Annotated in this window: 11 protein-coding genes; 1 reads left to right on the top strand and 10 read right to left on the bottom strand. The window is 74.9% G+C overall.

The genetic code is table 11. The annotated features are described in order from the left end of the window. Positions 1 to 35: 35 nt before the first annotated feature. From AB0L89_RS32735 to AB0L89_RS32700, 8 genes are all read right to left on the bottom strand, one after another. A complete protein-coding gene (locus AB0L89_RS32735) occupies positions 36 to 704 on the bottom strand; it encodes an ABC transporter ATP-binding protein (protein ID WP_365149234.1) in 669 nt (222 codons plus the stop codon). Positions 705 to 800: 96 nt separating this feature from the next. Next, positions 801 to 2,069, bottom strand: coding sequence for an alginate lyase family protein (locus tag AB0L89_RS32730; RefSeq protein ID WP_365149158.1), 1,269 nt, complete (start codon positions 2,067 to 2,069; stop codon positions 801 to 803). A gap of 103 nt (positions 2,070 to 2,172) precedes the next feature. Continuing rightward, the gene (locus AB0L89_RS32725) at positions 2,173 to 3,105 is read right to left on the bottom strand and encodes an ABC transporter ATP-binding protein (RefSeq protein WP_365149155.1); all 933 of its coding nucleotides are present in this window, start codon (positions 3,103 to 3,105) and stop codon (positions 2,173 to 2,175) included. Beyond that, positions 3,098 to 5,836 carry a hypothetical protein gene (locus tag AB0L89_RS32720; RefSeq protein ID WP_365149152.1) on the bottom strand — a complete coding sequence of 913 codons (2,739 nt, stop codon included), beginning with the start codon at positions 5,834 to 5,836 and terminating at the stop codon, positions 3,098 to 3,100. Before AB0L89_RS32720 ends, AB0L89_RS32725 begins: the two co-directional genes overlap by 8 nt. Before the next feature lie 59 nt (positions 5,837 to 5,895). Further along, positions 5,896 to 9,168 (bottom strand): ABC transporter permease, encoded by a 3,273-nt coding sequence (locus AB0L89_RS32715; protein ID WP_365149149.1) that lies wholly within the window; start codon positions 9,166 to 9,168, stop codon positions 5,896 to 5,898. A 143-nt stretch (positions 9,169 to 9,311) separates the two neighbouring features. Then, positions 9,312 to 10,082: a DUF3710 domain-containing protein gene (locus AB0L89_RS32710; RefSeq protein WP_365149146.1), complete on the bottom strand. Its 771-nt coding sequence runs from the start codon at positions 10,080 to 10,082 to the stop codon at positions 9,312 to 9,314. A gap of 1 nt (position 10,083) precedes the next feature. Next, positions 10,084 to 10,626 (bottom strand): dUTP diphosphatase, encoded by a 543-nt coding sequence (dut, locus tag AB0L89_RS32705; RefSeq protein ID WP_365149143.1) that lies wholly within the window; start codon positions 10,624 to 10,626, stop codon positions 10,084 to 10,086. Then, positions 10,623 to 11,207, bottom strand: a complete 585-nt coding sequence (locus AB0L89_RS32700) for a PaaI family thioesterase (RefSeq protein ID WP_365149140.1) — start codon at positions 11,205 to 11,207, stop codon at positions 10,623 to 10,625. The genes dut and AB0L89_RS32700 overlap by 4 nt, the downstream gene beginning before the upstream one ends. A gap of 58 nt (positions 11,208 to 11,265) precedes the next feature. Here AB0L89_RS32700 and AB0L89_RS32695 point away from each other — a divergent pair, with 58 nt between their 5' ends. Continuing rightward, positions 11,266 to 11,718: a DUF3093 domain-containing protein gene (locus AB0L89_RS32695; RefSeq protein ID WP_365149137.1), complete on the top strand. Its 453-nt coding sequence runs from the start codon at positions 11,266 to 11,268 to the stop codon at positions 11,716 to 11,718. A 19-nt stretch (positions 11,719 to 11,737) separates the two neighbouring features. Here AB0L89_RS32695 and AB0L89_RS32690 read toward each other — a convergent pair whose 3' ends face one another. Together AB0L89_RS32690 and AB0L89_RS32685 are read right to left on the bottom strand one after the other, a co-directional pair. After that, positions 11,738 to 12,688 (bottom strand): hypothetical protein, encoded by a 951-nt coding sequence (locus AB0L89_RS32690; RefSeq protein ID WP_365149134.1) that lies wholly within the window; start codon positions 12,686 to 12,688, stop codon positions 11,738 to 11,740. A gap of 13 nt (positions 12,689 to 12,701) precedes the next feature. Then, a complete protein-coding gene (locus tag AB0L89_RS32685) occupies positions 12,702 to 12,998 on the bottom strand; it encodes a DUF4193 domain-containing protein (protein ID WP_030357326.1) in 297 nt (98 codons plus the stop codon). Between the last annotated feature and the right edge of the window lie 304 nt (positions 12,999 to 13,302).

The following is a 13,302-nucleotide window of genomic DNA, read 5'->3' as shown; positions in this document are numbered from 1 at the left end:
GGACACATCCCTGGGGTGCGCCGGAGGCGGCGGCCTCAGTGCTCGACGATCTCGCCGTCGCGCAGTTCCAGGACCCGGTCGGCGAGGTCCAGGAGCGTGGTGTCGTGCGTGGCGACGAGGGCGGTGACGCCCTCGCCGCGGACGACGGCGCGCAGCAGCTCCATGACGGCGAGCCCGGTCTCCGCGTCGAGCTGGCCGGTGGGCTCGTCCGCGATCAGCAGAGAGGGCCGGTTCGCCAGCGCGCGGGCGATGGCGACGCGCTGCTGCTGGCCTCCGGAGAGCTCGCCGGGCCGCTGCCGGGCGTGGTCCGCGAGGCCGACGAGGGCCAGCAGGAGGGCGACGCGCTCCTCCCGCTCGCGGGGGTCGGCCTTCTTGAGCCGGAGCGGCACGCCGACGTTCTCCGCGGCGGTGAGGACGGGGATGAGGCCGAAGGACTGGAAGATGAAGCCGAGGCGGTCGCGGCGCAGCTCCAGCAGGCCGCTCTCGCCGAGGCCCGCGAGTGCCACGCCGTCCACGGCGATCTTTCCGTGGTCGGGGGCGTCGAGCCCGCCGACGAGGTTCAGCAGGGTCGTCTTGCCGGATCCGGAGCGGCCCTTCAGGGCGACGAGCTCGCCGCGCGGCACGGTGAAGGAGACCCCGCGCAGGGCGTGGACGGCGGCGGCCCCGGTGCCGTACGTGCGGTGCAGGTCCTCGACGACGACCATGCCTTCTGCCACCGGACACTCCCCCCGTGGGCCCCTGGGTCCGCAGGGGCCGGGCGCCAGTATCGTGCGCGGGCGCCCGGCCCGACAAGGCGTCGATCAGCGGGGATTGCCCGCGTGCGTGAGGGTCTCCCAGGCGACGAAGAGGTTGTTGGAACCCGCCGGGCGGTTGCGTTCGGTGAGCTTCTGGGTGTTGGTCATGGTGTGGCCGAGGCGTCCCGCGAGGGCGTTGTAGCCGACCTCGGTGACGGGGCCGAGGCCGCGGTGGACGGTGCCCTTGCAGAGCGAGGCGGGCGGTGCCTCGCCCAGTTCGTACCTGGCCTGGAAGCCGAGGCCCTGACGCAGTCGCTCGCCGACGTCCGTCCCGTAGAGGTCCTCGCCCTGGATGCGGCTGGTCTCGGCGACGTGGGAGATCGCGGAGAGGCCGTAGCCGGTGTGGGTGAAGTCGCGGCAGGTCTCCTGGGTGAGGCCGGTGGTGAAGGTGCCCTGCCCCTGCCAGTACTTGACGATCTTCTCGCGGGTGTCGAGGTGCTGGCTGGGCACGGTCTTCGGCAGCGCGCCGTCGGAGGCGAGGTAGACGTACGCGGCGGTGCGGGTGCGGAACGTGGCCATGGCCTTGTCGTACGACGCCTTGTCCTCCAGGAAGACGGAGATGCCGACGGCGGCCTCCATCATCGACAGCTCCCAGTTCCCGTTGGAGTTCGAGCCGTTGATGATCTCGGGGAGATAGACGGTGCGGAGCATCGTGGCGAAGCGGCCGGAGTTCGCCCAGTTCCCCGTGTACGTGTACTTGATGATCTCGGCGGCGCGCGGCCAGCTGGAGCCCGCCCAGCCCGTCTGGAGCGGGGCGTTGCTGTTGGTGTGGTCCTTGAGCGTGGCGGACCAGGCGTCCATGAGCTCGATGGACTTCTTCGCGTACCGCTCGTCGCGCGTGATGTACCAGGCCAGGGCCGTGGTGTACGCGGCGATGGCGTCCTCGCGCTCGTCCGTGCAGCCGTAGTTGGGGTCGGAGTAGGAGCCGCACTCCACGACCGCGCGGGGCTTGGGGGTGCGGGAGAGGGAGGCGTACTTGCTGCCCATCATCTGGTCGTAGGCGGACTTCCAGGGCTGGGCGCCGGCGGTGACCTTCTCACGGGCGAAGTCGAGCTGGCCGCGGGAGACGGTGACGCCGGGGTGGACGAAGGCCGAGGGGGCGGCGGGGGCGGCGGGGGCCGAGGGGGCGGCGGGGGCCGCGTCGGCCTTCTCGGCACCGGGCCAGGCCACGAGTCCGGCGACCAGGGCGGCGACTACGGAGACGACGGCCACGCCTACGGAGTGGCGTGGTCTGCGGCGGCGCGGGGAGCGTGCGGGGGTGGAGGCGTACGGCATGGGGGGACCATCCGTTCTCGTATGTGAACGTCAAGTGCCTTTCTGAACACGCGTGTTGGCCCGTGACCATAGGTACGGACCAGGCTTCCGTCAAGGCGTGAAGTCAGGGCCCCTGCTCGGGCGACCCGGCCGTCGGCCCTGCGGTATCCGGCCAGACCCCCACATGGTCCGCCTCCGCCGTCAGCCGCACCCGGCCCCGCAGCCCGTACCGCTCGACGTACTCCCCCGGCAGCTGCAGCCGCCCCGCCCGGTCCAGAACCGTGAACTCCTCGCCCGCTCCGCCCTGTTCGCGGAGCGTCTCCGTCGACGTGCGGCCGTCACGGATGCGGACCGTGCGCCGGACCTGCTCGGAGACGAGGCTGTCGTGGGTGACGACGAGAACGGTCGCGCCGAGTTCCTCGTTCGCCCGGCGCAGGGCCGCGAAGACGTCCTCGCCACTGGCCGTGTCCAGCTCCCCGGTGGGCTCGTCGGCGAGCAGCACGCGCGGGGCGTTGGCGCCGGCCACAGCGACGGCGACGCGCTGCTGCTCACCGCCGGACAGCTCGGCGGGCCGCCGGTCGCGGCAGTGCGCCACGCCGAGCACACCGAGCAGCTCGGCGGCCCTCTTCTCGCGCGAACGGCGCGGCACGCGCGCGTACTTCATCGGCAGCGCCACGTTCTCCAGGGCGGTCAGATAGGGCAGCAGATTGCGTCCGGTCTGCTGCCAGACGAAGCCGACGGTGCGCCTGCGGTAGCCGAGCCGTTCGCGGCGGCCCATGGTGAGCAGGTCGTGGCCCGCGACCTTCGCGCGGCCCGCGGTGGGCAGGTCGAGCCCGGACAGGATCGACAGGAGCGTGGACTTGCCCGACCCGGACGCGCCCACCAGGGCCACGCACTCGCCCTCCGCGACGACCAGGTCGAGCCCTTGCAGCGCCTGCACCTCGACCTCCTCCGTGCGGTAGACGCGCACGAGGTTGTCGCAGACGACCAGGCCCTCGTCGGCCGCGGGGCGCCCCGCGGCGCGGGCCCGCGCCTCCAGCTCGGCCAGTTCAGTCATCGGCCCTCCCGAGTCGCAGGACGGCGCCGAGCCCACGGCGCCGCCCGAGCCAGGTCTCGACGCCCACCGCCGCGGCGACCAGGACCCCGAGTCCCGCGCCCAAGGCCGCGGTGAACAGCGCGTCGATGTGCCGGTCGGGCGCGGTGGGCCCGCCGGTGAACTCCCGCAGGTCCAGCGCGGGTCCGAGCAGCGAGGGCAGCGCGAGGCCTAGCGCGACGCCGCCCGCTACGGCCGCGAGCACCATCGGCAGGAGTTGCAGCACCTGTAGGGCGAAGGCGGCGCGTCCGCCGAGTCCGAGGGTGCGCAGCCCTGCGGTGGTGCGCCCGCGCACGGGCGCGGACAGGAGCAGTTCGAGGACGAGGGCGAGCAGCGCGAGGAGCACCGCGAGCGCGGTGCAGGCGGTGTGCGCGGTCGTCACGGCGCCGATCAGGCCGTCGGAGGCCGCGTCGGCCTCCTCCTCGGCGCGGATGCGGAGATCGCCGGTGCTCGCGCCCGGGGCGGCGCGCGGCACCAGGGAGCGCAGCGCCTCGGCGTCCAGGTTCCGCCCGTAGAGCAGCAGCGCCGTCTCCTCGAAGTCCGTCGCCTTGAAGGCCCTCAGGTCTCGGTTGTCGGCGAGCAGGAGGCGCTGGCGGGCCACGGTGGCGCCGCGCACCGGCCCCAGTGCGGCATCGCGCGCCGCCGCCTCGGGCAGCCGCCCCGTCACCCTCAGCCGTATCGTCTTGCCGTACCGGGTGTACGTGAGCAGGTCACCGGTGTTCCCCTCGGAGGCGAGCACCCGGATCTCCCGGCCACCGCCTCCCCTGGTGAGCCCGGCGTCCGTCAGCGCGCGGGCAGCGCCCGAGTCCTCCGCCGCCCCGCGCAGCCCGGCCCCGTCCACCCCGATCAGGCTGGCGATCCCGTACCGTCCCCCGTCCGTCCCGCTCACCGGGTCGACCCGCAGCTGCCGCACCGCCACCGTGTCCCGCACACCGCGCGCGTGGGCGAGGCGGTCCGCCATGCCGGGGTCGCGCCCCGCCCCCAGGAAGGACGCGTCGGCGCCCACCTGCCAGGCCGCCGCGGCCCGCCGCCCCTGCTCCAGCGTCCCGGAGACGAGCCCGCCGAAGACGGCACCGGCCAGCGTCACCACGAGGACGAGCAGCGCGAGCCCGCGCGCGGGCGCCTCCTTGGCGGCCCGGGACAGCGCCACGAGCGCGACGGCGCCCCGCCCCCGCGCCGCCCGCCGCGCCACCGCGCGCACCGGCCAGGGGTAGCAGCGCACGAGCACGGCGACGGTCGCGAGGCCCAGCAGCACGGGCACGGCGGCGAGCAGCGGGTCCGGCCCCGCCGTCCCCTCGGTGCCGCGCGCCCGCAGCGCGAGGACACCGCCCACGGCGAGCAGCACGACCAGCGCCTCGACGACCAGGCGGCGACCGGCGCCGCGCGGCTCCCGGTCGCGCAGCACGGCGCGGTCCCGCAGGGCGCACCAGGTCAGCGCGGGCAGCAGCAGCCAGGCGAGCACCGCGACGGCGGCTCCGGTGCCGTAGGCGGGTGGGCCGCCGGGCAGCGCCGCGGCCGACGCGCAGCCCGCGCCGAGGCCGAGCGCCGCGGCCGGCGCGCCCCATCCGGCGCGCTCCAGGGCGACCCCGGCGGCCGACGCGCCCCGCGCCCGTATCAGCCGGTCCGCGGCGAGCCGTCGGCGGACGATCAGGAGAGCGGTGACGACGACGGCGGCGAGTCCCACGCCGAGCAGCGAGGCCAACGCGAAGGAGATCACGACGCTCGCCTGCCGCCACTGCTTCCCGAACGCGTCGAAGGTGTCCGGCAGTTTCGTGGAGGTCTCCAGCTCGGTCGAGGGGTGGGTGCCGATCAGGCACCACTTCCCGCCGAACCCGCCCCGCCCGCAGAAGTCCTCGGCCACCGCGACCGGATAGCGGGCCAGGGCCCGGTGGAAGGTCCGCTCGCCGCCCTCGCCCACGAAGCGTCCGGCCACACCGGCACCGGCCACGATCCGCATGTTCCAGTCGACGGTCAGCTCGGCGCCCGACTGGTTCTGGAGCACTTCGGCGCCGCGCGGCGCGATCAGCGCGGCGGCGTCCGGCGCGGCCCCCGCGACGCCGGGCAACGGCCGGGCAAGCAGCGGCTTCTCGGCCCACAGGCGGAGCTCGTCCCCGACCCGGAAGACGCCGACGACGCGGCCCACCACGTGGACGTTCTTCAGCGCCGCGTCCCCGAGCGGTACGCGCTGCCCGACCCGCAGCCCGAAGGTGTCCCGCGTCCGCGTGGACACGGCGAGCTCGACGGTCCTCTCCCGTGCGCGGGGCGCCCGTCCCGCGACGTACGCGCTCGTGCCCGGCGCGTCGGACGCGTACACCAGGGACAGCGAGACGCCGTTCCTCGCCCGGCCCCCGACATCGCCCTTCACCGTGGGCAGTTGGATCCGTGTGGAGTCGTGCACGAGGGCGCCCCGCAGCGCGCCAGGGGCCGCGTTCTCGATCGTCTCCGTGTACCGGGCGAGGTCGGCCCCGAGGTCGCCGTGCTCGCCGGGCCCCGGCTCCTCCGGGTCGAAGCGCGCGCTGTGGACCACGCCGGGCGCCGCCCGCTGCGCCTGCGCGAGCCGCAGGCCCAGGGCATCGGCCGCGAGCCGTTCGGCGAGGCCGGGCCCGGCGGCGGCGATCAGCACGAGTACGCCGATCAGCAGCGCGAGCCCGCAGGCCAGGGGCAGGTCGCGCCACCGGGCCACCCACGCGGCCACCGCCCGTCCCCCACCGGGGACGCGCCCGCTCACCCGTCCCCCACCGGGGACGCGCCCGCTCACCCGTCCTCCCCCGCCCGCAGCACCCGCGCGAGATCCACCCGTCCGAGGACCCGCGCGGCCACCGTCACGACCGCGCAGATCACCGCGGCCGTCGCCCCGGCGGTCAGTGTCACGCGCACCCAGGGCACCTCGGTGACCAGACCGGGAAAGACCGGCCGCCCGTCCGCGTCGACGGTCACGACGGGCATGATCAGCGCGGCGAGCGCGGTCCCGAGGACCGTGCCGAGCACGGCAGCCGCACCGGCCAGCGCCAGTTGCTCGGTCCACAGGTACGCGGCGAGCTGGCCGCGGCGCACCCCGAGCGCCCGCAGCAGCGCGAACTCCCGTTCCCTGGAGCGCACGGAGAGCACCGTGTGCAGCGCGAACGCGATGACGGCGAAGGCGGGCGCGAGCACCAGGCACAGCACCAGGGCGCCGCGCGCCCCGCGCCGCAAGGGGTCCTCGGCCAGCTCGTCCCTGACGAGCGGCACGTCCGTCGCGTGGCCCAGCCGCGGATCGCCGCGCACGGCCGCCATCGCCGGTGCGGTGTCCGTCCCGCGCACGTCGACCCACCAGGCGCTCTCCGCGCCCGGCAGGGCCCCGCTCAGTGCCCACTGGGCGGCCATCGCGCGGGAGTCGGCGAGCAGCCGCGGCCGGTCGCGGGGCTGCCCCGGCACCGCCGCGATCCGCCCGACGATCTCGACGCGCGCGCTGCCGCCGGTACTGCGCCGCACCGTCACCGTGTCGCCGACCCGCACCGCGCCCGACGCGAGCAGCGCGTCGTCGGCGAGCGCGGGCGCGGCCGGGCGCCCCTTGACCCGGTCCGTGCCGAGCCGCACGCTCCAGGTGGGGTACTTCAGGTCTCCGTCGGGCCCGCGCAGCACCGCGTCCACGAGTTTTCCGCGCCCGGGGCGGTCCGCGCACAGGACGGGCCCGGGGGCGTCCTTGCCGTCCGGCCGGCTCCAGCCGCCCGCGCGCTCCTGCTCGCGCCGCGCTCCGGGACAGCCGGCGCGCAGCCGGGAGGGCGGTTCCGTCCGCAGGTCGTGCCACCGCGCGGCGCGCGTGAGCCCCGGCACTCGGTCGACGGTCAGGTGGTACGTCCGGCGCGTCCGCTCGCCCACCATGCTCAGGTCGATCTGCAGGATGCGTACGTCACGGCCGCGCGCCCCCACCTTGAGCGGCAGGGTCCTGGCGCCGCCCTCCTTGATCACCACGGAGCTCGCGTGGGTCAGTCCGTCGCCGTCCTCGAAGAAGACGGTGAGCCGCACCGGCACGACCGCGCCGCTCCCGCTCGCCGACATCCGTACCCGCAGCGGCAGTTCGTCCACCGGGCCGCGCCCTTCCCGCACCACCGGAAGTCCGTGGTCCGGAACGCGTCGGCCGAGCGGCGCCACGAGCTCGGCCATGGGCCGGTCCGCGAGGTCGCCGCGCAGCCACGGCACGGGCCCACGCCCGGTGTTGACCGCGGTGACGGCCACGGCGTCCTGTCCGACGTACGCGTCCGAGGTGACCACGGGGGTGACGGCCCCGGCCCCCGGCAGTCGCTCGTAGGCGGAGCGGCGCCGCTCGGGCGGCACCCCGTCGCCCGGCTCGACGCGCAGGTCGGCGCCGACCCGGAAGGCGGCCTGGTCCCGGTCGCCGCGGTCCAGGACGGCCAGCGCCGTGCTGCTGAGCGCGGCGACGGCGAGGGCGAGGGTGACGACCAGGGCGGGGCCCGCGTGCCGGGCCGCCCGGCGGGCGAACTGCCAGCCGCCGAGCGGCAGGACGAGTCCGGCGCCGCGCCGGGCGAGCGGGTCGACGGCGCGGGCCAGGAGCGGCAGCAGCCGCAGGACGAGCAGCGCGGCCGCCACGGTCATCGCGACGGGCGCGAGCACCAGGACGGGGTCGACGCCGCTGCCGCCGGTCACCGGCGAGCGGTACTGCCACAGCTGGAGCCAGCCGAGCACGGCGACGGCGGCGAGCGCGAGGTCCGCCCCGAACCGCTGCGCGCCCGCGAACCGTGCGATCCGCAGCCGCAGCCGGGCCACCGCCCGCCGGTCCCGCACGGTCCGCACCGTGGGCAGGAGCACCGCGACGCCGTGCACGGCCAGCGCGGCGAGGGCGGCCGTCCACCCCACGGCGGTCGCCGCCGACGCGGGCACGTCGCCCTCGATGAGCCCGGCCCCTTCGAGCAGGCCGAGCAGCGGGCCCGCGAGGCAGGGCGCGGCGAGACCGGCGGGCACGGCGACACAGGCCCACTGCGCGGCCGCCGACAGGGCGATCCGCCGGGTGCCCGCGCCGCGCGCGGCCAGCAGCGCCAGTTCGGGGCGCCGGTGTTCGGCGAGCTGGCGCGCGGTGAGCACCAGCGCGGCCACGGCGAGGGCGGCGAGCAGCGTCGCGGGGACGTAGAGCCCGGCGCGGGCCACGGCGATGGGGGTGGTGAGCCGGTCGAGCGCCCTGCGCAGGCCGGCCGAGAGGGTCAGCCGGTCGCCGTCGGCCCCGGCGGCCCGGCTCACGGAGAGCGCGGCGTCACTGCCCGCGAACCGCTGGGCCCGCTCCTGGAGCGGGCCGATGTCACCGAGCCGCAGCCCGCCCGCGTCGGGCACCCCGAGCCACAGGTCCGTCGCGTCCCCGGCGAGCGCGCGGTGGGCGGCGAGGGCCGGGCGGGAGACGACCGCGATCGAGTCGGGCGTCCCGAACGTGCTGCTGAGCGAGGCCCACAGGGCGGGCGCGCGCTCCCCGGCCGCGTAGAGACCGACGACCTTCATCGGTACGAGCCGCTCGCCGGCGCCCCGCACCGTGATCCCGTCCCCGGGCCGCACGCCGAGCCGCGCGGCGGCGTCCCCGGTCAGCGCGACCTCGACCGTCCGGCCGCCGGGGCGCGGCCACCGTCCGGCCTCCAGCGCCGCGTGCCGCGCCGCGCCCTCCAGGGCGACGACGGAGACGGTGGCGTCCTCACGGGGGTGGCCGGCGGCCTCGGTGACGGGGAGTTCGGTGTTGCGGGCCGCGGGCGCGCGCAGCGCCGACCAGGTGTGGTGGGGTACGTCGCCGTAGGCGCGGCCGACGGCGGCGCGGACGGCATGGTCCAACGTCCCCGCGCCGTCGGCGCGGTGGGGTCCTGCGACCTCGACGACGGCCTCGCGGTCCGCGGCGAGCCGCCGCTGCACCCCGCCCTCGACGGCCTTCTCGGCGAGCGCCGCGAGCGCGGCGAGCACGGTGGCGGCGAGCAGCACGGCGAGTCCGGCGGCCCCCAGGACAAGCCCGTGGTGCCGGCTCGCCCGCACCGCCGCGGGCACGCGCCGTCCCCTCACCGCTCCGGTCTCCCCCCGTACGACCGGCACAGTATGGGCGTACGCGAATGTGGCCCGCAATGGTCCGGACGAAGCGGAACCACTGCGGGCCACACGGCAGTTGAGAAACCGTCAGCTCGTGCCCCGGGCGGGGCGGCGAAGCGTCAGCGCACCTCGGTGATCTCGGGGCCGCGCTGGAGCTGGCCCATGCCGCCCGAGAAGCGGGAGCCCTCCTGCTGCTCCTCCTTGACGCCCTCGGCGACCATCTGCGCGTCGTCCGGCAGCTTGAGGACGATCGGGTCGCGCGGCGCCATCGGGCCCTCGCCGCGCACGACGACGGTGTCCCGGAAGATCTGCTCCAGCAGGCCCGCGGCCTGCGGCTGCACGGCGCCCTGCCCGGAGATCACACCGCGCAGGAACCAGCGGGGGCCGTCGACGCCGATGAAGCGCACGACCTGCACACCGCCCGTGCCGTCCGGCAGCTGGACCGGAACCTGGGCGCGCAGCTCCCAGCCGAGGGGGCCCTCGACCTCGTCGATGACACCGCCCTGCTGGGTGATGCCCGTGGCGATCTCCTCGCGGACCTCGCCCCAGATGCCCTCCTTCTTGGGGGCGGCGAAGCCCTGCAGCTGGATGGCGCTGTCCTGCAGCACGACGGTGGCGGCGACGATCGCGTCGCCCGCGACCTCCACGCGCAGCTCCATGCCCTCGACCCCGGGCACGAAGAGTCCGCCGAGGTCCACGCGGCCCTCGCCGGGCTCACGGACCTCGGAGATGTCCCAGGGACCGTCGGGACGGGGCTCGGGCTCGAGCCTCACGCGCGAGCGCGCGACGCCGGCGTCAGCGGAGTCATCGCTGTCCACGCCGTCGACGACCTGCTCGTCCGCGCCCGCCGCGTCCTCGGCGGCACTGTCCTTCTTGCGACGTCCGAACACGTCACTGTCCTTCCCGGTCGGATACGACCGATGCGTATCGATTCCCACCCGTTTGTTCGCCCGAGCCCATGCCCGAGCCGACGCCCACGGCGGCATGGCCGCCGGTGGACCCGAAGCCCCCCTCGGCCCGCGCCGATACGGGAAGCTCCGCCACCTCCTGGAAGCGAACCTTCTCGACCTGCTGGACGACCAGTTGGGCAATCCGGTCGAAGCGCTCGAACCGCACGCTGTCGCGCGGGTCGAGATTCACCACGATCACCTTGATCTCCCCACGGTACCCGGCATCCACCGTCCCCGGGGCATTCACCAGAGCGACACCGCAGCGTGCGGCGAGCCCCGATCTCGGGTGCACGAAGGCCGCGTACCCCTCCGGGAGCGCGATGGACACCCCGGTGGGCAGCACCGCCCGCTCGCCGGGCGCGAGTTCGCAGGACTCGGTGGTCCGCAGATCGGCGCCCGCGTCACCGGGCTGCGCGTACTCCGGCAGCGGCACGTCGGGGTCGACGCGCCTGATCAGTACGTTCAGGGGGTTACGGGATGTCACGGGTTCACCTCGAAGGCGCGGGCGCGCCGGATCTGGTCCGGGTCGTTCATGGCCGCCCGGATCTCCTCCTGGCGGCCGTTGTCGATGAAGTGGTCGACCTTCACCTCGATGAAGAGGGCGTCGGCGCGGACCGCGACGGGCCCGTCGGGGCCGCCGATGCGCCCGGTGGCCCGCGAGTAGATCTTCCGCCCGGCGACGGCGGTGACCTCGGCCTCCAGGAACAGCACGGTCCCCAGCGGCACGGGCCGCACGAAGTCGGTCTCCAGGCGCCCGGTCACGGCGATCACGCGCAGCAGCCAGTTCAGCGAACCGAGCGTCTCGTCGAGCGCGGTCGCGAGGACCCCGCCGTGGGCCAGGCCCGGGGCGCCCTGGTGCGCCTCCCGCACGGTGAACTCGGCGGTGATGCAGACGCCGTCTCCGGCGCGCGCCGCGAGGTGCAGTCCGTGCGCCTGTCCTTCGCCACAGCCGAAACAGTGTTCGTAGTGGGCACCGATGAGCTCGCCGGGGGCGGGCGCGTCGGGGTGCCGGACGGGCGGTATGGCGTCGGCCGGGGGCGTCAGAGCTGCAGATGTACCACTCACAGGCGCAGACCTTACCTCCGCGTCAGCGCGGCAACCGCACCGTGCCAAGCTTGGTTCCATGCAGCCTTACGAAGAACGCCTGACCGCGCCCCGTACGTGGTGGCTCACCTCGGTCCTGGTGGGTGTCGCGATGGCCCTGACCATGCTGCCGTTCGGCACGCTCCCGCTCCTCGGCGGACTGGTCGGCGGCACGGCCGTGGCGGCCGTCGTCACCAGCGCGTACGGCTCCGTGCGGATCCGCGTGGTGGCGGGCTCGCTGGTCGCGGGCGACGCGAAGATCCCGGTGTCCGCCCTGGGCGAGGCGGAGATCCTGACGGGCGAGGAGACCCGCGCCTGGCGCACGTACAAGGCCGACCCGCGCGCCTTCATGCTGCTGCGCGCCTACGTTCCCACGGCCGTGCGCATCCCGATCACGGACCCGGCCGACCCGACGCCGTACGCGTACATCTCGACGCGGAACCCGGAGGCGCTGATCGAGGCCCTGAAGGCGGTACGCGAGAGCGCCGTGTAGGCAGCGCCCCGCGGGGCGCCTACTGGGCCCAGCGGTCGAGCTCGTCGGGCGACTGCCCCAACGGCAGCGGATCGACCGGCCTCTCCAGGGCCGGAAGGCCGCTCAGCGCGTCCCAGGGCACCTGACGCGCCCGCAGGTCCGCCCGGATCCGGGCGGCGAGCTTCTTGGTGTCCCGGCGGTTCATGACGGCCCCGACCGCGGCTCCCACCATGAACGGCAGGAGGTTCGGCAGGTTCCGGACCATGCGCTTCATGATCTGCTGGCGCAGCTCCCGCTTCACCTGGCCGCCGAGGGCCGCGTTCAGCGTCGACGGCCTCGTGGCCTCGACGCCGCGCTCCTCCGACCAGGAGGTCAGATAGGCCGTGCTGCGCTGCTTGAGATTGCCCTCGGGCCGCTGTCCGTAGACCTCGTGGAGTTCGGCGATCAGCTTCAGCTCGATGGCGGCGACGCCGGTGATCTCCGCGGCGAGCTCGGCGGGCATCGCGGGCGGCACCGGCAGCATCGCGGCGGCACCCACTCCCGCGCCCACGGTGGACGAGGCGTTGGCGGCGCCCGCGACGAGTTTGTCCGCGAGCTGCTCGGGGCCGAGGCCCGGGAACTGCTTGCGGAGGGTCGCGAGATCGCGGACGGGGATCCGCGGAGCGTTCTCGATGAGCCGGTCGGCGAGATAGCCGATGCCGGCCCTGGCGCCGCGCCCGCTCTTGCGCACGCCTTCCTTGACTCCGTCCGTGACGGCGGCGACGCGGCTGCCCACGGATCCGGTCTTCCCGGCCTTCCGGGCGGTCCTGGGCGCCTTGTCGGCCGCCGTCGCGTCCGGCACCACCTCAAGGGCGGGTGCCGGTTCGAGCGAGGCTGCTCCACCGAGGGAAAAGCCTCGCCCGTCGTCATGCACGCCGGCGCCCGGGGCGCCGGCCTCGTCCGCTCCGCGCAGGCGGAAGCGGCGCTTCCTGGACGGGGTCGAGCCAGTCAAGGCCGACCCCGCCTCAGTCGCAGTCGCGGCAGATCGGCTGGCCGTTCTTCTCACGGGCCAGCTGGCTGCGGTGATGCACCAGGAAGCAGCTCATGCAGGTGAACTCGTCCTGCTGCTTGGGGAGCACGCGCACGGCGAGCTCCTCGTTCGACAGGTCGGCACCGGGCAGCTCGAGGCCCTCGGCGGCCTCGAACTCGTCGACGTCGACCGACGAGGTCGACTTGTCGTTCCGCCGGGCCTTGAGTTCCTCGATGCTGTCCTCGTTGACGTCATCGTCGGTCTTGCGTGGGGTGTCGTAGTCCGTTGCCATGTCGCTCTCCCCCTCTGGGTGTCTGCGGTGTCTCCAGCGCACGTAACGCGTGAGAGGCCGGACTTGTGCCCGACCCGAGGCGGAGATTTTGCCTCACATCAAGGTCTGTTACTCAATCGACACCCAACCGCACCCCTGAAGAGGTGATCGGCTTGGATGGCGATCGGGACCGTACACGGTCCGAATGTCGCACTTCACGGGCGTCACCCCGTGTACTTCCCGTGATCAAGACCCCCGAAAACCCGGATTTTCCCGGCTTTCCGGCGACTTTCACGATCACAGAGAGTAGATGGCCGAAAAATCG

Origin of the sequence: Streptomyces sp. NPDC052114, assembly GCF_040680155.1 — a bacterium.
Taxonomy (GTDB): domain Bacteria; phylum Actinomycetota; class Actinomycetes; order Streptomycetales; family Streptomycetaceae; genus Streptomyces.
This window is presented reverse-complemented; position numbering and strand designations above follow the sequence as displayed.